This is a genomic window from Streptomyces sp. NPDC021212 (assembly GCF_044332925.1).
In the GTDB taxonomy this organism is placed as follows: Bacteria; Actinomycetota; Actinomycetes; order Streptomycetales; family Streptomycetaceae; genus Streptomyces.
Genome location: NZ_JBIRPZ010000003.1, coordinates 580928 through 600604 on the forward strand (window position 1 = coordinate 580928; position 19677 = coordinate 600604).

A 19677-nucleotide genomic window follows, 5' to 3' on the forward strand; every position below is an offset into this window, starting at 1 on the left:
AAGGCCCTCCTCGGAGGGCACCGCCCGCGGGCACCAGGCCGAAGGCCCGGCGCCCGCGGGCGCGTTTGTCCGTGCCTGGCTCTATCCTTACCTTGAGTGTTCGCGTGGACGCGCACCATGCCGCTTGGCGCGCGCCGGGGGGAAACGGGGGCAGCGGTGGAGAGCCATATTTCGGTCGACGGCCCGGAGCCGGACGAAAGCCTGGAGCAGCTTGCCGAATGGCTGCGCGGCGAGCCCGAACTGGCCGGCCGGGTGAAGCCGCAGGCGCCGCCGCCGCGCGACGGCGAGATGGGATCGGCCGCGCAACTGCTCGTGGTGTCGCTGGGCGCGGGCGGAGCCCTCTCCGTCCTCGCGGGCTCGCTGCGGGCCTGGCTGTCCCAGCCGCGCCGCTCCGGCATCAAGATCATGGTCCACCGCCCCGACGGGCGGCGGCTGGAGATCGACGCCCGGCATGTGACCAAGGAATCCGTCGAGGAGATTCTCCGGCAGGCGCTGCGCGCGGAAGAGGAATAGCCCATGCGGTTGCCCGATTCCGAGCGTTCCCGGGCGGTCCTGATCGGCACAAGTCGCTATTCCGACCCAAAACTTCCGGACCTTCCGGCGGTGCGCGACACCGTCGAGGATCTGGCCGCGACTCTCACCGATCCCGCGTACGGCGGCCTCTCGGACCGTCATTGCACCGTGCTGCTGGACAAGGGCGACATCCAGCATGTGGGCCGTTCCTTACGGGCGACGGCGGCCGCGGCGGAAGACCTGCTGCTGGTCTATTACGTCGGCCACGGCCTGATCGCGCCCCGCAGACAGGACTTGTATCTGTCGCTGGCCGACAGCGAATACGAGGATCCCGAGTTCGGCTCCCTGGAATACCGCAAACTGCGCGACGTCGTCCTCGACAGCCGCGCCACCTCGAAGGTCATCATCCTCGACTGCTGCTTCTCCGGCCGCGCGCTGAGCGGCACCATGGCCGGGCCGGAGGCCGCCGTGATGGGGCAGGTCGATGTGGCGGGCACGTACGTGATGGCGTCCTCCCAGGGCAACGAGCCCTCCCTGATCCGGGACGGCGAGAAGAACACGGCGTTCACCGGCCGGCTGATCCGGCTGCTGCGGGACGGCGTGGCCGGCGGGCCCGAACTGCTCAGCATCGACGAGCTCTACCGGCGGCTCCAGACCACCATGACCGCGGAGGGCCTGCCCGCGCCCCTCCAGCGCGGCTCCCGGAACGCCGCTCTGCTCGCCCTCGCCCGCAACCGCGCCCATCGGCTCCCCGACGACCCGGCCCGCCACGAGGCCGCGGTGGCGCTGTGCGAGGCGGGGAAGTACGCGGAGGCGGTGGCGGCGTTCAGCGCCCTTCTGGAGGAGCAGGAGAGCCTGCTGGGCGCCGACCACGTGGCGACGCTGCGCACCCGCCAGTGGCTCGCACACACCCGCGGCGGGGCCGGTGCGCCCGGGGAGTCGGCGGACCGGCTGCGGGAGATCCACGCCCGGCAGGCCCGGCTGCTGGGCCCGGACCACCCGGACAGCCTGCGCAGCCGCCAGTTCCTCGCCGTCAACCTGGGCGAGTCGGGGCGTCGGCCGGAGGCGATACGGATACTGCGGCTGCTGCTGCTCGACCGGCGGCGCGTCCTGGGCGACGACGACGCCGCGACCCTGCGCACCCGCCACGTCCTGGCCCACAACCTGGCCCGCACGGGCGAGCGCGACGAGGCGGTGGCGCTCCTGCGCGAACTGGCCGCGGACCGGGAGCGGGTGCTGGGCCCGGACCATCCGCACACGCTGCGGGCCCGGCGGGACCTGTCCGTACTCCTGGCTGCGGGGTGAGGGATGTTCGAGGGTCTCACCGACCGGGTGCGCCGGGCGATGGTTCTGGCCCAGGAAGAGGCCCGGGAGCACAAGCACGAGTACATCGGCACGGCGCATATGCTGCTTGGTCTGATCCGCGAGGAGCGGAGCCCCGGCGCGGAGTTCCTGGCGAGCCTCGGGGTGCACGTGGACGGACTGCGTGACATGGTGGAGGACACCCTTCCCAAGGGCACGACGTCCTTGAGCGGGCAAATCCCCTTCACTCCCGAGGCCAAGCGGGCGCTGGAGGACGCGATGCGGGAATCCATCGCGCTCGGCATGAACCGCATGGGTGAGGAGCACCTGGTGCTCGGCCTCATGCGGGAGCAGGACGGCATCACCACCCGGGTCCTGGGCGCCTACGGCATCGATCTGGAGGCCATGCGGGAGCGGGTCCGCGAGACCGGCGAGTTCTTCGAGCGGTTCACCGACCGGGCGCGCCGGGCCCTGATGGAGGGGGAGGAGGCCGCGCGGGAGCTCAAGCACAACCATCTGGGGACCGAGCACATCCTGCTCGGTCTGTTCGCGGTGGAGGGGATTGCCGCCACCGCACTGCGCAACCTCGGCGTCTCACAAGAGGCGGTCCACGAGCGGCTGTTCCAGACGGCAGGATTCGGTACGAAAAAACCGAAAGGCCCGATTCCGTTCACGGTCCGGGCCAAGAAGGCGCTGGAGATGGCGCTGAGGGACGCCCTGACGTTTGGCCACGACTACATCGGCACCGAGCATCTGCTGTTGGGGCTGATACGCGATGGTGAGGGGACCGGGGCGCAACTGCTGCGCAGGTTCGCCGCCCAGTCTGAGGTGCGGGCCGAGGTCCTCCGCATCCTCAAACCCTGTCTACCGCCCCCGCCCCCGCTCCGGTCCCCGGAGCCGCCGCCCGTGGTCGTCGGGCGCGAGCGGGAGATCCAGCACATCATGCGGATCCTGATGCGCAAGTCCCGTAACAACGCCCTGCTGGTGGGGGAGCCGGGCACCGGGCGGACGTCGATCGTCGCGGGGCTGGCCCAGCGCATCGCCCAGGGCGACGTACCGGCGAGCCTGGCCGAGGTGCGGCTGTGGGCCGTCGACATCACGACGGCCCTCCAGGAGACGGTGGAGGACCCGGACCGCACGGTGCTGTTCCTGGACGACGTCCGGGCGGGCGACGCCGACGCGCTGCGCTGGCTCGTGCGGCAGAAGCCGCGGATCATCGCCGTCACCGATCCCACGAGCTACCTCACCCTCCAGGGCATCGGCGCGTACGTCCAGACCGTTCCGGTGGGCGAGCCCACCCATGACGAGGTGGAGATCCTGGACGAGGCGGGGGCCAGGGTGCGGATCGCGGACGGGGTCGCGAAGACCGTGGACGCGCGGCACATCGCGGAGTCGTTCGCGGACCGGACGGACCAGGCCGCCGATGAGCCGTCCGTCGACGACCGCTACATCTGGGCCATGAGCTGAGCGGCCGGGCCCGAAAGGGGCCCGGCCGCTCAACTCAAGCAAACCGGCTATCGGTTTTCGCCGCCCAGGTGGTGCACCCGGACCATGTTGGTGGTGCCGGGGACGCCGGGGGGCGAGCCCGCCGTCATGATCATGATGTCGCCCGCGGTATAGCGGCCCAGCTTCGACAGCTCGGCGTCCACGAGGTCCACCATCGCGTCGGTGTGCTCCACGTACGGCACCACGTACGACTCCACGCCCCAGCTCAGCGTCAGCTGGTTGCGGGTCTCCGGGTCCGTGGTGAAGGCCACGATCGGCTGCTGGGCGCGGTAGCGGGAGAGCCGCCGCGCGGTGTCGCCGGACTGGGTGAAGGCGACCAGCGACGTGGCGCCCAGGAAGTCGGCGATCTCGCATGCCGCGCGGGCCACCGAACCGCCCTGGGTACGCGGCTTCTTGCCGGGCACCAGCGGCTGGAGGCCGCGCGACAGCAGCTCCTCCTCGGCGGCCTGGACGATGCGGGACATCACCTTGACCGTCTCGATCGGGTACGAGCCGACCGACGACTCGGCGGAGAGCATGACCGCGTCCGCGCCGTCCAGGATCGCGTTGGCGACGTCGGACGCCTCGGCGCGGGTCGGCCGGGAGTTGGTGATCATCGACTCCATCATCTGGGTCGCCACGATCACCGGCTTGGCGTTACGGCGGCACAGCTCGATCAGCCGCTTCTGCACCATCGGGACCTTCTCCAGCGGGTATTCCACCGCCAGGTCGCCGCGGGCCACCATGACGCCGTCGAACGCGGCGACGACATCCGCCATGTTGGCCACGGCCTGCGGCTTCTCGACCTTGGCGATCACCGGGACCCGGCGGCCCACCTCGTCCATGATCCGGTGCACATCGCGGACGTCGGCCGCGTCCCGGACGAAGGACAGCGCGACCATGTCGCACCCCATCGTCAGGGCGAACCGCAGGTCCTCGATGTCCTTCTCGGACAGTGCGGGCACGTTGACCGCCGCGCCCGGCAGGTTGATCCCCTTGTGGTCGGAGATCACCCCGCCCTCGATGACGATCGTCCGCACCCGGGGGCCCTCGACCGCGGTGACCCGCAGCTCGACGTTGCCGTCGTTGATCAGGATCTGGTCGCCCTTGGAGACATCGCCCGGCAGCCCCTTGTAGGTGGTGCCGCAGATGGTCCGGTCGCCGTCGACGTCCTCGGTGGTGATGATGAACTCGTCCCCGCGGACCAGCTCCACCGGGCCGTCCGCGAAGGTCTCCAGTCGGATCTTGGGGCCCTGGAGATCGGCGAGGACGCCGACGGCGTGCCCCGTCTCCTCGGACGCCTTGCGAACGCGGTGGTAGCGCTCCTCGTGCTCCGGGTGGCTTCCGTGGCTCATGTTGAAGCGGGCCACGTTCATACCGGCCTCGATCAGCGACTTGAGCTGGTCGTAGGAGTCGACGGCGGGGCCCAGCGTGCAGACGATTTTGGAACGGCGCATGTGGCTGATCCTATCGGTTTGTTTCGGAGCGGAATATTTTCAGGTCCAGTCGAAGCCGAGGCGAAGGCTAGTCGACCAGATCGAACGTCTGGCTCGCGATCTCCAGCTCCTCGTCCGTCGGCACCACCGCCACCGCGACCCGGCTGGCCCCGGTGGAGATCAGCCGCGCCGCGGAGCCGCGCACCGCGTTGCGCACCGCGTCCACCTCGATGCCGAACGCGGGCAGGTCGCGCAGCGCGGCCTCCCGCACCGCCGCGGAGTTCTCCCCCACGCCGGCCGTGAACGCGATGGCGTCCAGCCGCCCCAGCACCGCGGTGTACGCGCCGACGTACTTCCGCAGCCGGTGGATGTAGATGTCGAACGCGAGCTGCGCGGCCGGATCGCCCTCGGCCATGCGGCGGCCGATCTCGCGCATGTCGTTGTCCCCGCACAGCCCGAGCAGCCCGCTGCGCTTGTTGAGCAGGGTGTCGATCTCGTCCGTCGACATCCCGCCCACCCGGGACAGATGGAAGATCGCCGCCGGGTCGATGTCACCCGCGCGGGTGCCCATGACCAGGCCCTCCAGCGGGGTCAGCCCCATGGAGGTGTCCACGCACACCCCGCCGCGCACGGCGGAGGCGCTGGCGCCGTTGCCCAGGTGCAGCACGATCGTGTTCAGCTCGGCGACGTCCTTGCCGAGCAGCTTCGCCGTCGCCCGGGAGACGTACGCGTGCGAGGTGCCGTGGAAGCCGTACCGCCGCACGCCGAACCGGTCGGCGGTCTCGGTGTCGATCGCGTACCGGGCCGCCGACTCCGGCATCGTGGCGTGGAACGCGGTGTCGAAGACCGCGACCTGCGGCAGGTCCGGGCGCAGCGCCCGGGCCACCTTGATGCCGGTGACGTTCGCCGGGTTGTGCAGCGGGGCCAGCGGGATCAGCTTCTCGATCTCCTCGACCACCTCGTCGGTGATCAGGGTGGGCTCGGTGAACCGGGTGCCGCCGTGCACCACTCGGTGGCCGATCGCCGCCAGCTCGGGCGAGTCCAGGCCCAGGCCCTGCCCCGCCAGCTCCTCGGCGACCTGCTTGAGCGCGGCCGTGTGATCGGCGACGGGGCCCTCCCCGATCCGTTCCACCAGGCCGGAGGAGAGCCGGGCGCCGTCCGCCATGTCCAGCAGCTGGTACTTGACGGACGAGGAGCCGGAGTTGAGGACCAGGACGCGGGAGCCGTTCACGCGGTGTGCACCTTCTGTGTCGGGTCGGTCGGGCCGGCGGGGTCCGCCGGGGTGATCGGGGGAGTCTGGGACTGGGCCTGGATCGCGGTGATGCTGACGGTGTTCACGATGTCGGAAACGAGTGCCCCGCGGGACAGGTCGTTCACCGGCTTGCGCAGACCCTGGAGCACCGGGCCGACCGCGACGGCGCCCGCCGAGCGCTGCACGGCCTTGTAGGTGTTGTTGCCGGTGTTGAGGTCCGGGAAGATCAGCACGGTGGCCTTGCCCGCCACCTGCGAGTCGGGCAGCTTGGTCGCCGCGACCGCCGCGTCCACCGCGGCGTCGTACTGGATCGGGCCCTCGACCAGCAGGTCCGGGCGGCGCTCGCGGACCAGCTCGGTCGCCTTGCGCACCTTGTCGACGTCCGTGCCGGAGCCGGAGGTGCCGGTGGAGTACGACAGCATCGCGATCCTCGGCTCCACCCCGAACCGGGCGGCCGTGGTCGCGGACTGGATGGCGATGTCGGCCAGCTGCTCGGCGTCCGGGTCCGGGTTGACCGCGCAGTCGCCGTACACCAGCACCCGGTCGGCCAGGCACATGAAGAAGACGGACGAGACGATCTGCGCGCCCGGCGCGGTCTTGATGATCTCGAAGGCGGGCCGGATGGTGGCGGCGGTGGAGTGCACCGCGCCCGAGACCATGCCGTCGGCCAGGCCCTCCTGGACCATCAGGGTGCCGAAGTACGAGACGTCGGCCACCACGTCGTACGCCAGCTCGTGGGAGACGCCCTTGTGGGCGCGGAGCTTCGCGTAGATCTCCGCGAACCGCTCGCGCAGCGGCGAGGTCCCCGGGTCGATGATCTGCGCCTCGCCGAGCTGGATGCCCAGTTCGGCGGCGCGCTTGCGGATCGCGTCCTCGTCGCCCAGCAGTGTGAGGTCGCACACATCGCGGCGCAGTAGGACGTCGGCGGCGCGCAGCACCCGCTCCTCGGAGCCCTCGGGCAGCACCACCCGGCGGCGGCCGGACCGGGACCGCTCGATCAGCTCGTGCTCGAACATCATCGGGGTGACCCGGCCGGAGCGGGCCACCGCGATGCGGTCGGTCAGCGCGGCGGTGTCCACGTGGCGCTCGAAGAGGCCGAGGGCGGTCTCGGCCTTGCGCGGCGCGCCCGCGTTCAGCTTGCCCTCGATGGCGAACAGCTCGGCCGCGGTCGGGAAGGAGCCGCCCGCGACCGCCGCCACCGGGGTGCCGGGGGCCAGCCGGGACGCCAGCGCCAGGATGTCGGGACCTGGCCGCTCGTCCAGGGTGAGCAGCACCCCGGCGATCGCGGGGGCGCCCGCGCTGTGCGCGGCGAGCGAGCCGACGATCAGGTCCGCGCGGTCGCCGGGCGTCACCACAAGGCAGCCCTCGGTGAGGGCGGGCAGGAAGTTGGGCAGCATCGCGCCGCCGAAGACGAAGTCCCGGACGTCCCTGGAGAGTCCGGCGTGGTCGCCGAGGAGTACGTCGGCGCCGAGGGTGCGCACGATCTGCGAGACGGTGGGCGCCGACAGCGCCCCGTCCTCGGGCAGGACGTAGCCGGGCACCGGGAGCCGCGCGGCCAGCCGCTCGGCGATCTCGGCGCGGTCGCCCGGCGCGGCCCGGTTGACGACGATGGCGACGACGTCGCACCCCTGCGCCTCGTACGCGCGGTAGGCGTTGTGGGTCTCGGCGTTGACGGCTTCCACGCTCTGGTCCTGGCCGCCGACGACCGTGATCACCGCGGCGCCGAACTCGTTGGCGAGCCGGGCGTTCAGCCCCAGCTCGTCCGGGAGGCTGGTGTCGGCGTAGTCGCTGCCCAGGACGAGGACGTAGTCGTACTCGCGGGCCACCTCGTGGAAGCGGTTGACCAGCCGCGAGACCAGTTCGTCGGAGCCCTCCTCGGCCTGGAGGGCGGCCGCCTCCTCGTAGCTCATGCCGCGTGCCGAGGCGGGCGGCTGGCTGAGCCGGTAGCGGGCCCGCAGCAGATCGAAGAGGCGGTCGGGGTCGTCGTGCACCAGGGGGCGGAAGACGCCGACCCGGTCGACATGGCGGGTCAGCAGCTCCATGACCCCCAGCTCGACGACCTGCCTGCCGTCACCCCGTTCGATCCCGGTCACGTACACGCTGCGCGTCACGCGTGCTCTCCGTTTCCTCGGCGTTTTCCTTACATGCATCCTTTCGGACACAAATTGGCCACTTTCTACGGCCCAGTCCTCTTGACAATACCTGCGCCCATGGTTATGACGCTCGGCGGCATGGGGGACACAGCACCACCCCGCCCATGAAACAATCGGACTGGCTCACATCTACCCTGAGGGAGCAGGAGACACAGCACGATGCGCATCGGAGTTCTCACCGCAGGCGGCGACTGCCCCGGCCTCAACGCTGTGATCCGGTCGGTGGTGCACCGTGCGGTCGCCGGTCACGGGGACGAGGTGATCGGGTTCGAGGACGGCTTCAAGGGCCTCCTCGACGGCCGTCACCGCAAGCTCGACCTGGACGATGTGAGCGGCATCCTGGCCCGCGGCGGCACGATCCTCGGCTCCTCCCGGCTGGAGCGCGCCCGGCTGCGCGAGGCCTGCGAGACGTCCAAGGACCACGCCCGTGACTATGGCATAGACGTGCTGATCCCGATCGGCGGCGAGGGCACTTTGACCGCCGCCCGGATGCTGTCGGACGCGGGGCTGCCCATCGTCGGCGTCCCCAAGACCATCGACAACGACATCTCCTCCACCGACCGCACCTTCGGCTTCGACACCGCCGTCGGCGTCGCCACCGAGGCCATGGACCGCCTCAAGACCACCGCCGAGTCGCACCAGCGGGTCATGGTCGTCGAGGTCATGGGGCGGCACGCGGGCTGGATCGCGCTGGAGTCCGGCATGGCGGGCGGCGCCCACGGTATCTGCCTCCCGGAGCGGCCCTTCGAGGTCGACGGGCTGGTCAAGATGATCGAGGAGCGCTTCGCGCGCGGCAAGAAGTTCGCGGTCATCTGCGTCGCCGAGGGCGCGCACCCCGCCGAGGGCGCGATGGACTACCAGAAGGGCGAGATCGACCAGTACGGGCACGAGCGGTTCGCCGGCATCGGCAACCGGCTGGCGGCCGAGCTGGAGCGGCGGCTCGGCAAGGAGGCCCGCCCGGTCATCCTCGGCCACGTCCAGCGCGGCGGCACGCCCACCGCGTACGACCGCGTGCTGGCCACCCGCTTCGGCTGGCACGCCGTCGAGGCCGCCCACCGCGGCGACTTCGGCATGATGACGGCGCTGCGCGGCACCGACATCACCATGGTGCCGATCGCCGAGGCCGTCACCGCGCTGAAGACCGTTCCGGCCCACCGCATGGACGAGGCCGAATCCGTCTTCTGAGCACCACCTGGTACGGTCCCCGCCTTGACCCGGGGGGACGGAGTCGAACAGGGGGTGAGGGAGTTACCGGCGGATGGGCGGGTTAACGGACCGTACGTGGCTGCGCTACGCGATCCTCTTCGCACTGATCACCGCACTGGTCACGGGTGCCGTCCTCGCGATCGGCAACAAGGGCGGCGGCCATCTCGCCGCCAACCGCGACCAGTTACGGAAGGCGTGCGACGGTGCCCTGCCGTACGGTGACCTGGAGCGGCTGGTGCGGGACGCCCGGCCCGGTGAGCTGCGGCAGCACGGCACGATGCTCGCCCCCGGTCAGGACAGCCGCTCCCTGCTCGACTGCTCGCTGTCCTGGGGCGGCGGCAACGAAGTCGCCGTCCACGCCGAGGCGCTGGTCTCGGACGTGCCCCAGGGCATGGAGACCCGCCAGCTCGTGAACCCGGGCCCCGGTGGCACCTTCACCGCGCCCGGCACCACCGGCCGGTACGGCGCGCGCGGCGCCTGGCTGGTCGCCGACTGCCGGGGCGGGCTGAACGGCCGGGTCCGCCCGACGACCGACCTGTACGTCACCGCCAAGGTCACCGACGGAAGCGCCGGGGCAGCGGCCGGGGCCGACCGCAGAACCGCGCTCACCGGTTTCCGTACCGCCGTCCACGTCGCCAACGCCATCACCAGGGCGCAGCGTTGCGGCGGGCCCCCGCTGGATCCGCCGTCCCAGGTCGTGGCCCCGGCCGCGGACCGGGGCGGCGAGGGCATGGCCGGACCCGCCTCGCGGCGCTGCGACTGGATCAGCCCGTCCTCGGTGCCCGGGCTCAGGTCCGGGGCGTGGGCCACGCGCGGCGACGCACAGAACTCCACCGCCCTGAGCGCCTGCGTCGGCGACTGGGACGCCGGCGCCCGGCACAACGCGGGCGAGACGCCGCGGGACTGGCAGATCACCGGGGTCGAGGCGGCCAGCTGGACGGGGGTCCTGGGCCGGTCCGCGTACGACTCGTACGAACGCGAGGGCCATGTGCCCGGCTGGGGCGCGGGCGAGGAGAACGGGCTCGCGGAGGCCGAACCCCTGGGTACGGACGACACGGAACCGGACCCGGGGGGCCGGGTGGACCGGGTCCCGTCCTACCTCACCCATCCCCAACTCGCCCTGTGGGCCCAGTCGGTGTGCGGCGGCAAGGTCACCTACCACCGCGTCTCCGTGCTGCCCCGGCTGCACATACCCGACGGCGAGACGGTCCCGCTCGGCCCCGCGCGGCGCGCCGCGCTCGCCGGGACCGCGCACACGCTGCTGGCCCGCTACCTGGGCGCCGAGGGCGGCTGGCCGAAGGCGGCGGGCTGCCGCGACACGAAGGTGCTCGGAGAGGTGGAGGAGTGGCACTGACGACCGGGCCGCGGTCGCTGCTCACCCGGCGGCAGGTGCGCGGCATCACGGCGGGCGCGCTCGCGCTGGCCCTCCTCACCGGCGTGCTGGTCTGGTTCGCCGGCAGCGGCGACCGGGCGCTCGACGAGGCGTGCGGCGGGGCGCTCGCGGCGGACGAGGTCCGCTCGGTGCTCGGCGACAGCGGCGTGGACGTGACCAGCAGCACCGAGGGCGCCTTCGGCGGCGACCGCGGCACCTCCCTGGAGGTGCGCTGCGAGGCGATCGTCGAGGGCAAGGGCCGGGTCGACGTCACCATCGACGGGGCGCCGCGCCCCCGCGCCGCGTACGGGACCGGCGAGCTGTACCCCGCCGTACCCGCCCGCGGCACCCTCCCCGTACCCGTAGGGCACGGCTGGTCCGGCCTCTTCGCCACCGACAACGCCCGCCAGGGCGACCCCGGGGACGGCAAGGCGACGGCGGCCGTGCTGCTCGACTGCGCCGGGGGCGGCCGCAGCCTGCTGATCACCGTCGAGACCGCGCTCGGCGGCGCCACCCTGGACGACCCCGCCACCCGTCCCGCCTTCGTCCGCACCGCCCTCGCGACCGCGCGGCGGGCCGACGCCCGCTGGAAGTGCGGCGCCCGGCTGGGCAAGCCGGTCCGCGGCGTGGACCTGCCGGTGAACGAGGACGAGTACGAGCCGCTGCTCGGCGCCACCGGCACCTGCGCGACCGTTCCCACCGCCGCCCGCTCCGCCGTCTCCACGGCCCGCGAGACCGCCCGGGCCCGCGCCCCGCGCGAGATCTGCGCGCTCGGCGCCCGCGACGGTTCGCCCCGCTACCGCCTGGACGCCTACTACGGGCCGTACGCGGAGGACGCCCGCGCCCAGTACCCCCGCGACCACGGCGAGGGCGTGACCCCCGTCGAGAAGCCCGCCGGGCGGCTCGGCCGGAGCGCGTACTGGGCCGGCGCGGACTGCGGGGGCGGCGCTTCGCGCGCCCTGTACCTGATCCGCGCCGACGACGCCGACGGCGACGCCCGCGCCCGCCCGGACCTCGCCTACGAACGCGAGGCCCTGGCCGCCTTCGCCGCCCGGTCGGCCGAGGACCACGGCTGCGAAGCGCTCGTCACCCCTTGACAGGTCACCCCTTGACGGCGCCGCCGAGCGCGAAGCCGCCGCCGAGCCGCCGGGCGATGAGCACGTACAGCAGCACCACCGGGGTGGAGTAGAGGATCGAGAACGCGGCGAGCTGCCCGTAGACGATCTGCCCGTGGTTGCCGAAGAAGGTGAAGATGGAGACGGACGCCGGGAGTTGTTCGGGGGTGAGCAGCAGCATGAAGGGGACGAAGAAGTTGCCCCACATCATGATGAAGCTGTAGATCATCACGACCGTGATGCCCGGGCCCATCAGCGGCAGGATGACCCGCGTGAGGCTCTGCGTCCAGGACGCGCCGTCCGTCCAGGCCGCCTCTTCGAGGATCACCGGCACGCCGTCCATGAAGTTCTTCATCAGCCAGATCGCGAAGGGGAGTTGCGAGGCGGCGAGGAAGAGCGCGGTGCCGGACATGGTGTCGATCAGGTCGACCTGCACGAAGAGCCCGTAGACCGGGACCATGATCGCGGTGATCGGCAGACACGTCGTGAACAGCACCGTCATCAGATACGGCCGCACCAGCCGCGACCGGAACCGCGACAGCGGATACGCGGCGAGCGCCGCGCACGCGACCGTCAGCGCGGTGGCGCTGCCGCACAGCACCAGGCTGTTGAGCATCGGCGTGAACGTGATCTCGTCCGTCCACACCGCCGAGAAGTTGTCGAGTGTCGGGGTGCCGGGCGCCGAGACCCGTAACGTCGCGTCGCCGTCGACCGAGGCGAGCACCAGCCAGGCCAGCGGGAGGACGAAGGCCGCCGCGACGACCAGCAGCGCGGCGTCGGCCGCCAGCCGGCGGCGCAGCCGCGGGGACCAGAGGCGGGGAGACCGGGAGGGACGGGACCGTGGACGGACGGAGAGCACCGACACCCTGGGACCTCCTCGCGCGCCCGCGAGCGCAGTCGATCGGCAGTCCCGTCCCATGAAAGCGGTCGCCGGGCCGGGAGGGGAAGACGGCGGTCCGCGGAAAAACGGCACCCCTCCCGCCCCTCCGGCCTACCGCACCGCCGCTGCCGGGCGCCCGGGCAGGGAGGACGGCACGTCCACCCGCTGGTCGTTGCGGATCTGGTCGAAGAGCCGCCTCGCCTGCGCGGTGTCCCACTGCACGGCGCTGCCCTTGGAGGTCTTGAGGTTGGTGTTGGACACCGGGACGTTGAGCTGCTTGCCCGCGCCCGAGGTGATGCCCTTCATCGCCTTGAACAGGGACATCAGGGTCTCCAGGTTCATCTTCTTGTCCACGATGAGCGTGTCGAGACCCGCGCTGACTGTCGGGAAGGCCGCGAAGGGGTTGGCCAGCACGCCCGGGGTGGCGGCCTTCTTCGCGAGGGCGGCCAGGAACTTCTGCTGGTTCGCGGTCCGCCCCAGGTCGCCGTTGGCCTCCTGCTTGCGCTGCCGTACGAAGGAGAGCGCCTTGCCGCCGTCGAGGGTCTGGCAGCCCTTCTTCAGGTCCAGGCCGGACTTCGGGTCCTTGATGTCGCGGTCCACGCACATCCGTACGCCGCCGACCGCGTTCACGATGTCCACGAAGCCACCGAAGCCGATCTCCGCGTAGTGGTTGATGTGCAGTCCCGTGTTGCGCTCGATGGTCTGCACGAGCAGACCGGGACCGCCCCGCGAATAGGCCGCGTTGAGCTTGTTCTGCTCCTCGCCGTAGCGCTTGCCGGTCTCGGGGCGCACGTACGTCGGCACTCTCACCCAGGAGTCACGCGGGAGGCTCATCATCGTGGTGCCGTTGGCGCCGGTGTGCAGCACCATCATCGAGTCGGTGCGGCCGCCCTCGGCCGAGCCGGTGCTCAGGCTCTGCTTGGCCGAGGCGGACAGGCCCGCGCGGCTGTCGGAGCCCACGATGAGGTAGTTGGTGCCCTTGCCGAGCGGAGGGCGGTTGGGGGCCGCGTCGAGGTCGACGTCGCGGTTCATCCGGGTGTCGACCCAGATGTAGGCGCTGCCGGTGGCGACGAGCAGCGCCGACACCGCGACGAGCGCGATACGGGTGAGGCGGCGGCGCCGGCTCAGCGGCTCCTTGGGGGCGCGCCGCCGCAGAACGGGAGGCTCCTCGTCCACCTCGCCCCGGTGGGGGGTGCGCCGCGCGGGGATGTCCGGGCGCCACAGCCCGGCGTCGGTCTGGACCGGCTGGGTGACGGCCGGGATCGACCGGGCGCCCGGGTCCGGCCGGGACACGCCCGGGACCCGCTGGGTGGCGCCCGGCCCCGGCCCGGCGGCGCCCGGGGGAGGCCCGGCGACGCCCGGAGTCGGCGGCGGGGGAGGAGGCGGGGCGGGAGCCGGCGGCACGGCGGGGAACGACTCGGTCGGGGCGTTGGCCGTCTCCCGGGCGGATGCCTCTCCCCGGTCTCTCGTCGGCTGCTGCTGGAGGTACGCCGCCGTCCCTCGCCGCTGCCCGCCCGGGGTGGCGTGCGACGGGGGGTCCCCGTCGGCCTGCTGCCGGTTCGCGTCTGCCCAGCCTTTCCGACGGTCACTCATGGGGGCAGCCTCCCTTCGGATGGAAACGTCCGTATGCCTGTGCCTGCTGACTACTGGTACGGCTGCGGCCGCCGGTTATCTCGACGCGAGGCGCGGTGTGATGTCACGCTCTTTGCGTCACGCCCTTTGACGTCACGCTCTTCAGCGTCACGCTCTCTGATACGCGGCCGAGTCGCCGAGCGTCTGGCCGGCCGTCCCGGAGCGCTGGATGCGGTGCCACTTCAGCCGGGTGCCGAGCAGCAGGGCCACCACGGACTGGATGACCACCAGATACATCAACTGCCGGTAGGCGAAGAGCTGGAAGGGCAGCGACCACAGGGTCCGCATCCGCTCCCCGTCCAGCCGGAGCGCGTATCCGGCGCACACCACCTGGATGCCGAGGTACGCGAGCCACACCCAGGCCGACTCCGTGGGGTTCTGGAAGAGGATCCCGTACACCGCGAACAGGTCGATCACGGGCGCGAGCAGCGGCAGCACGACCTGGAACAGCGCGAGATAGGTCAGTCCGCGGCGGCCGAAGCGCCCGTCCGAGCCCCGGGCGATGACGGCGCGCCGGTGCTTCCACATGGCCTGGAGGGTGCCGTAGCCCCAGCGGTAGCGCTGCCGCCACAGCTGGCGCAGCGAGGTGGGGACCTCGGTCCAGGCGACGGCGGTCTCCTCGTACACCACCCGCCAGCCGGCCCGCCACAGGGCCATGGTGAGGTCGGTGTCCTCGGCGAGGGTGTCCTCGCTGACCCCGCCGACCTCCGTCAGCGCCTCCCGCCGGAAGGCGCCGATGGCGCCGGGGACGGTCGGCATGCACTCCAGCACCTCGAACATCCGGCGGTCGAGGTTGAACCCGAAGACGTACTCCAGGTGCTGCCATCTGCCCAGCAGGCTGCGCCGGTTGCCGACCTTGGTGTTCCCGCTCACCGCGCCGACGTCCGGCTGCCCGAGCGGCTGGATGAGCTGGCGGATGGCGTCCGGTTCGAAGATGGTGTCGGCGTCGACCATGACCACGATGTCGTGCTTGGCGTGGGCGAGACCGGAGTTGAGCGCGGTCGGCTTGCCCGAGTTGGGCTGGCGTATCACCAGCACCCGGGAGTCGTTGCTCGCGGCGGCGATCTCGGCGGTTCGGTCCGTCGACCCGTCGTCGATCACGATGACCTGGAGCTTCTGGTGGGTGGAGGCCAGCAGCGACTGGATGGTGCCCTCGATGCCCGCCTCCTCGTTGTACGCGGGCACCAGCACCGTCACCGGCTCGTTCACCACCGGTGGCGGCGGGTCGTCGGGCCCGTAACGGGTGAGCCGCCGGACATGGGCGCGGGCGAACACCACGAGCAGCACCAGCCGCAGCACCCCCAGCGCGCCCGCGATGCCGAGCACCCACGTCATGATCGTCACGAAGGCGCGGCCGACGGCCGACAGCCAGATCAGGGCCTGGCCCTGCCAGCGGCCGAGGGTGGACGACTTGGCCTCGACCGGAGGCACCCCGAGCCCGCCCGTGACGGTGGTGAACCTCTGCACCCGGGGGTTCTTCAGCAGCTTTTCCGTCTCCTGGTACGCGGTGTCCGTCTGGGGCAACTGCCGGACCAGCCCCTGCGACGGGCGCTGCGACGGCTTGTCGGCGGCGACCAGCGCGTACCCCTGCGAGGCGACGCGCCGCGCCGCCTGCCACTCGACGCCGCACAGCGTCTCCACGTCGGTGGTCAGCGGCATCCGCATCAGCCGCGGCTCACTGCCCACGGTGCCCGCGAGCGCCGATTCGGTCAGCGACAGCTCCATCGAGGAGCGCACGGACGACGCCGTGCCCATGTCGGCGCCGGTGTAGGTGTTCGAGCCGATCTCATGGCCCTCGGCCCTGATCCGCCGCACCAGATCCGGATGCTCGGCCGCCTTGGCGCCGGAGAGGAAGAACGTCGCGCGTGCCTTGTGCTTGCGCAGCAGGTCGAGGATGCGCGGCGTCCACTGCGGGTCGGGCCCGCCGTCGTAGGTGAGCGCCACCGTCCCGGCGGGCATGCGCGCCGTCCTGACCTGGCCGTTGTTGATCTGCACCACCGGGCCGCCGCCGACGATGTCCTTCGGCACCGGGGTGGTGCAGGCGGGCCGCGACTTCGCGGCGTCGACCTCGTGAGTGGTCCAGCCCTGGAACATCAGCAGGCCGAACATGATGGGGAGGATCAGGGAAAGCAGCAGCCAGTGCGCGCGCGGGTCACGGGGCCGGCTGTGTCGGCCTCCTCGGATCGGGTGGCTCATCGGCTGGATCGTCCCCCAGGGGTCAGGGTCGCGTGAGCCACGGCCGCCGTGGCATGTCTTGGGTCGGGTGGTCGGGCCGCCCCACGCGGCTCAGACGGTCTCACCGTAGTGAGGGCGGCTCAGCGGCCCGGCCGAACCGGCGGCAACGGATAAGAATCCGCCGACGCCGCCCTTGGGGGCTGCCCGATCACGTATCGTTCGTCGGCGGCCCGGCCATGGCCGCTCGGCCCCGGATCCGGGTTCAGCGGCGCAGGGCCGTCTCCTGCCGCATGTGCGAGAGCTTCTCGGGGTTGCGCACCGCGTAGAGCCCGGTGATGAGGCCGTCGTCGATGCGCATCGCCAGGACGGTGTCGACCGCGCCGTCCTGCTGGAGAAGCAGCGCCGGATGGCCGTTGACCTGCGCGGGCAGCAGCGACCCCACGGCGGCCATCCTGCCCAGACCGGCGGCCAGCAGGCGGCCCACCTTGTCGGCCCCCACGACGGGCCGCGGGACGGCCTGCTTGATCCCGCCGCCGTCGCCCAGGAAGACGACGTCCGGCGCGAGGATGTCGAGCAGGCTCTGCAGATCGCCGGTGTCGGCCGCCCGCTGGAACGCGTCGAGCGCGTCGCGGGTCTCGGCCGGGGACACCGCCCCGCGCGGCCGGCGCGCCGCGACGTGCGCCCGCGCCCGGTGCGCGATCTGGCGGACCGCGGCCGGGCTCTTGTCGACCGCCTCGGCGATCTCGTCGTACCCGAGGTCGAACACCTCGCGCAGCACGAACACCGCCCGCTCGGTCGGCGCCAGCGTCTCCAGCACCAGCAGCATCGCCATCGAGACGCTTTCGGCCAGCTCGACGTCCTCGGCCACGTCCGGGGCGGTCAGCAGCGGCTCGGGCAGCCAGGGGCCGACGTACGACTCCTTGCGGCGGCCGAGCGTACGCAGTCGGCTCAGCGCCTGGCGCGTGGTGATCCGGACCAGGTACGCGCGCTGGTCCCGTACCGCGCCGAGATCGACGCCCGCCCACCGCAGCCAGGTCTCCTGGAGGACGTCCTCCGCGTCGGCGGCCGAGCCGAGCATCTCGTAGGCGACGGTGAACAGCAGATTGCGATGGGCGACGAACACCTCGGTGGCCGTGTCCTGTGTGTGCTCGCTCTTCACCGGCTGCTCCTGCCTGCTCGCTCGCGATGGTGTCACGCGCACAGGACGCCGGTCGCCGCGCCTTTGTGACATCCACGGGCGGTGGCGCACGTCACACGGCCACGCCGTCACACGGAGCGGGGCGGCGGCATCTCGTGTTCGTCCAGTGCGACACCACGAGAGAGGAACGCAGCCATGAACGCCCGATTCAACCTGTTCGAGAACGAGCTGGCCGCCAAGTTCGCCAAGCGGTTCGCAGGCGCCGGTCTGGTGATCCACCAGTCGTCGCTGCCGAAGTCCACGCAGGAGCTGGTGTCGCTGCGCGCCAGCCAGATCAACGGCTGCGGCTGGTGCATCGACATGCACACCAAGGAGGCCGCGGCCGCCGGAGAGACGGCGGCCCGGCTCCACCTGGTCGCCGCCTGGCGCGAGTCCACCGTGTTCACCGAGGCCGAGCAGGCCGCGCTGGCGCTCGCCGAAGAGGGCACCCGGCTCGCCGACGCCCACCCCGGCGTGTCCGACGAGACCTGGGCCTGGGTGCGCAAGCACTACGACGACGACCAGGTCGCCGCGCTGGTCTCGCTGGTCGCCCTGATCAACGCGGCCAACCGGCTCGCCGTGATCGTCCACCAGCGGGGAGGGTCGTACGAGACCGGCATGTTCGCCGCCGCGCTCAGCTGAGGGACACCCCCGGCCTACGTCCGCCAGAACAGGTGGTGGGTCACGGCGCCGCTCGGGCTGGGCACGATGTCGAGGTGGAACCGGTCGAGCAGCTCATCGGGGGACTCCCAGAGCCGTGACCCGGACCCCAGCTCCAACGGCGAGACCGCCACATGCAGGGTGTCGACAAGATCGGCGTCGAGGAACGCCCGGATGATCGTGGCCCCGCCGCCGAGCCGCACGTCCTTGCCCTGCGCCGCCTCCCGCGCCTGGGCGAGGACGGTGGCCGGGTCGGCGTCCACGAAGTGGAACGTGGTGTCGGAGAGCGTGAACGAAGGGCGCGGGTGGTGCGTCATGACGAACACCGGGGTGTGGAACGGGGGCTCGTCGCCCCACCAGCCGCGCCACTCGTAGTCGCTCCAGGGCCCGCGCTGCGGCCCGAACTTGTTGCGGCCCATGATCTCGGCGCCGATGTTCCGGGCATAGTCCCGCGTGAGGTAGTCGTCCAGACCACGGCTCCCACCCGGGTCGGTGCGCAGGGGCCAGCTCGCGGTGGCCCCGGCCCAGGCGAACATCTCCCCGGGATCGGCGTGGCCGAACGGTCTCTCCAGGGTCTGGTGCTCACCGGCGCCGAACCCGTCCCGCGAGACGTTGAAGTTCTGGACTCTCAGCAGCTGCGTCATGGAGGTCCTCCTGTAGGGGGTCGACGATGGTGGGACCGCCCGGCCCGGGGAAACTCATCGCCGCCGCCACGACGTGCTGGATCTACGGCGTCACGATGCGCTCGACGGCGGCCGCCACGAGGGCGTCCCGCTGGCCTTCCGAGAGTACGTCCGGCAGCGTGAGCTGCTCCACGATCAGCCAGTTGAGGGCCAGGTACAGCAGCCGGACCGCCGTCGCGTCACCGGGCAGGCCGGACTCCTCGTGATAGGCCACGTTGGCCTCCAGGTCGGCGCGGACGCGCTCGGTCAGCACCGCGCGCAGGGCGGGCCGCCGGGTGGCTTCCAGCCGGAGTTCGAGGAGCGCGAGATAGCCGGTGCGGAAGGCGCTGATCCGGCCGACCAGCTCGCGCATCAGCGCCGCGTACCCCTCCCGGTCCCGGGTGCTCGCCCGCTGCCGGGCGATGGTCGCCTCGTCGGGCTGGAGCCGTTCGTAGACCCGGGCACCGGCCTGGGTGAGCAGGTCGTCGCGGTTGGCGAAGTAGTTGGAGGCCGTCCCGGCGGGCACGGCGGCCTCGCCGTCCACCGCCCGGAAGGTCAGCCCCCGCGCGCCCTCCGCGGCCAGCACCTCGATCGCGGCGTCGACGAGGGCCGCCCTTCGCTCGTCGTTCCTGCGCACCATTGACACCACTCCAGTTG

16 protein-coding genes are annotated in these 19677 nt (G+C 71.9%); 7 read left to right on the forward strand and 9 right to left on the reverse strand.

The features are described 5' to 3' along the window. Positions 1-156 precede the first annotated feature (156 nt). The 3 genes from ACH4SI_RS10905 to ACH4SI_RS10915 all read left to right on the forward strand — a co-directional run bounded on the left by ACH4SI_RS10905 (position 157) and on the right by ACH4SI_RS10915 (position 3282). Positions 157-513, forward strand: a complete 357-nt coding sequence (locus ACH4SI_RS10905; protein WP_398294989.1) for a hypothetical protein — start codon at positions 157-159, stop codon at positions 511-513. A gap of 90 nt (positions 514-603) precedes the next feature. After that, positions 604-1818, forward strand: a complete 1215-nt coding sequence (locus tag ACH4SI_RS10910) for a tetratricopeptide repeat protein (RefSeq protein ID WP_398294991.1) — start codon at positions 604-606, stop codon at positions 1816-1818. Positions 1819-1821: 3 nt separating this feature from the next. Then, on the forward strand, positions 1822-3282 hold the full coding sequence (locus tag ACH4SI_RS10915; protein ID WP_398294993.1) for a Clp protease N-terminal domain-containing protein: 1461 nt from the start codon (positions 1822-1824) through the stop codon (positions 3280-3282). 47 nt (positions 3283-3329) lie between these two features. Here ACH4SI_RS10915 and pyk read toward each other — a convergent pair whose 3' ends face one another. The 3 genes from pyk to pta all read right to left on the reverse strand — a co-directional run bounded on the left by pyk (position 3330) and on the right by pta (position 8099). Beyond that, entirely contained in the window at positions 3330-4757 is a 1428-nt protein-coding gene (pyk, locus tag ACH4SI_RS10920; protein ID WP_398294996.1) for a pyruvate kinase, read from the reverse strand. A gap of 67 nt (positions 4758-4824) precedes the next feature. Further along, the gene (locus tag ACH4SI_RS10925) at positions 4825-5967 is read right to left on the reverse strand and encodes an acetate kinase (RefSeq protein ID WP_398294998.1); all 1143 of its coding nucleotides are present in this window, start codon (positions 5965-5967) and stop codon (positions 4825-4827) included. Then, positions 5964-8099 (reverse strand): phosphate acetyltransferase, encoded by a 2136-nt coding sequence (pta, locus tag ACH4SI_RS10930; protein WP_398295000.1) that lies wholly within the window; start codon positions 8097-8099, stop codon positions 5964-5966. Before pta ends, ACH4SI_RS10925 begins: the two co-directional genes overlap by 4 nt. Before the next feature lie 201 nt (positions 8100-8300). Between pta and ACH4SI_RS10935 the strand changes: the two genes are divergently transcribed. The 3 genes from ACH4SI_RS10935 (at position 8301) to ACH4SI_RS10945 (ending at position 11816) form a co-directional block, all read left to right on the forward strand. Continuing rightward, positions 8301-9326, forward strand: a complete 1026-nt coding sequence (locus ACH4SI_RS10935; protein WP_398295002.1) for an ATP-dependent 6-phosphofructokinase — start codon at positions 8301-8303, stop codon at positions 9324-9326. A gap of 73 nt (positions 9327-9399) precedes the next feature. Continuing rightward, on the forward strand, positions 9400-10701 hold the full coding sequence (locus tag ACH4SI_RS10940) for a hypothetical protein (RefSeq protein WP_398295004.1): 1302 nt from the start codon (positions 9400-9402) through the stop codon (positions 10699-10701). Further along, positions 10692-11816, forward strand: a complete 1125-nt coding sequence (locus ACH4SI_RS10945; protein WP_398295006.1) for a hypothetical protein — start codon at positions 10692-10694, stop codon at positions 11814-11816. Before ACH4SI_RS10940 ends, ACH4SI_RS10945 begins: the two co-directional genes overlap by 10 nt. Before the next feature lie 4 nt (positions 11817-11820). On the opposite strand, the gene ACH4SI_RS10950 is transcribed toward ACH4SI_RS10945, so the two are convergent. From ACH4SI_RS10950 to ACH4SI_RS10965, 4 genes are all read right to left on the reverse strand, one after another. Next, complete coding sequence (locus ACH4SI_RS10950; RefSeq protein WP_398295008.1) at positions 11821-12699, reverse strand: carbohydrate ABC transporter permease; 879 nt, start codon at positions 12697-12699, stop codon at positions 11821-11823. A gap of 126 nt (positions 12700-12825) precedes the next feature. Then, complete coding sequence (locus ACH4SI_RS10955; RefSeq protein WP_398295013.1) at positions 12826-14307, reverse strand: LCP family protein; 1482 nt, start codon at positions 14305-14307, stop codon at positions 12826-12828. 147 nt (positions 14308-14454) lie between these two features. Continuing rightward, entirely contained in the window at positions 14455-16542 is a 2088-nt protein-coding gene (locus ACH4SI_RS10960; protein ID WP_398295015.1) for a bifunctional polysaccharide deacetylase/glycosyltransferase family 2 protein, read from the reverse strand. 241 nt (positions 16543-16783) lie between these two features. Beyond that, positions 16784-17680, reverse strand: coding sequence for an RNA polymerase sigma-70 factor (locus ACH4SI_RS10965; protein ID WP_398295017.1), 897 nt, complete (start codon positions 17678-17680; stop codon positions 16784-16786). 174 nt (positions 17681-17854) lie between these two features. On the opposite strand from ACH4SI_RS10965, the gene ACH4SI_RS10970 reads away from it, so the two are divergent. Further along, positions 17855-18340, forward strand: coding sequence for a carboxymuconolactone decarboxylase family protein (locus tag ACH4SI_RS10970; protein WP_398295019.1), 486 nt, complete (start codon positions 17855-17857; stop codon positions 18338-18340). Between the two features lie 14 nt (positions 18341-18354). On the opposite strand, the gene ACH4SI_RS10975 is transcribed toward ACH4SI_RS10970, so the two are convergent. Further along, positions 18355-19002, reverse strand: a complete 648-nt coding sequence (locus ACH4SI_RS10975; RefSeq protein WP_398295021.1) for a dihydrofolate reductase family protein — start codon at positions 19000-19002, stop codon at positions 18355-18357. Between the two features lie 82 nt (positions 19003-19084). Then, positions 19085-19660 (reverse strand): TetR/AcrR family transcriptional regulator, encoded by a 576-nt coding sequence (locus ACH4SI_RS10980; protein ID WP_398295023.1) that lies wholly within the window; start codon positions 19658-19660, stop codon positions 19085-19087. Between the last annotated feature and the right edge of the window lie 17 nt (positions 19661-19677).

What these genes read in the sequence shown, in the direction of transcription:
- ACH4SI_RS10915 (WP_398294993.1), top strand. Translation starts at nt 1,822, where the DNA reads ATGTTCGAGGGTCTCACCGACCGGGTGCGCCGGGCGATGGTTCTGGCC.
- pyk (WP_398294996.1), bottom strand. Translation starts at nt 4,757, where the DNA reads ATGCGCCGTTCCAAAATCGTCTGCACGCTGGGCCCCGCCGTCGACTCC.
- ACH4SI_RS10935 (WP_398295002.1), top strand. Translation starts at nt 8,301, where the DNA reads ATGCGCATCGGAGTTCTCACCGCAGGCGGCGACTGCCCCGGCCTCAAC.
- ACH4SI_RS10940 (WP_398295004.1), top strand. Translation starts at nt 9,400, where the DNA reads ATGGGCGGGTTAACGGACCGTACGTGGCTGCGCTACGCGATCCTCTTC.
- ACH4SI_RS10955 (WP_398295013.1), bottom strand. Translation starts at nt 14,307, where the DNA reads ATGAGTGACCGTCGGAAAGGCTGGGCAGACGCGAACCGGCAGCAGGCC.
- ACH4SI_RS10960 (WP_398295015.1), bottom strand. Translation starts at nt 16,542, where the DNA reads ATGAGCCACCCGATCCGAGGAGGCCGACACAGCCGGCCCCGTGACCCG.
- ACH4SI_RS10970 (WP_398295019.1), top strand. Translation starts at nt 17,855, where the DNA reads ATGAACGCCCGATTCAACCTGTTCGAGAACGAGCTGGCCGCCAAGTTC.
- ACH4SI_RS10975 (WP_398295021.1), bottom strand. Translation starts at nt 19,002, where the DNA reads ATGACGCAGCTGCTGAGAGTCCAGAACTTCAACGTCTCGCGGGACGGG.
- ACH4SI_RS10980 (WP_398295023.1), bottom strand. Translation starts at nt 19,660, where the DNA reads ATGGTGCGCAGGAACGACGAGCGAAGGGCGGCCCTCGTCGACGCCGCG.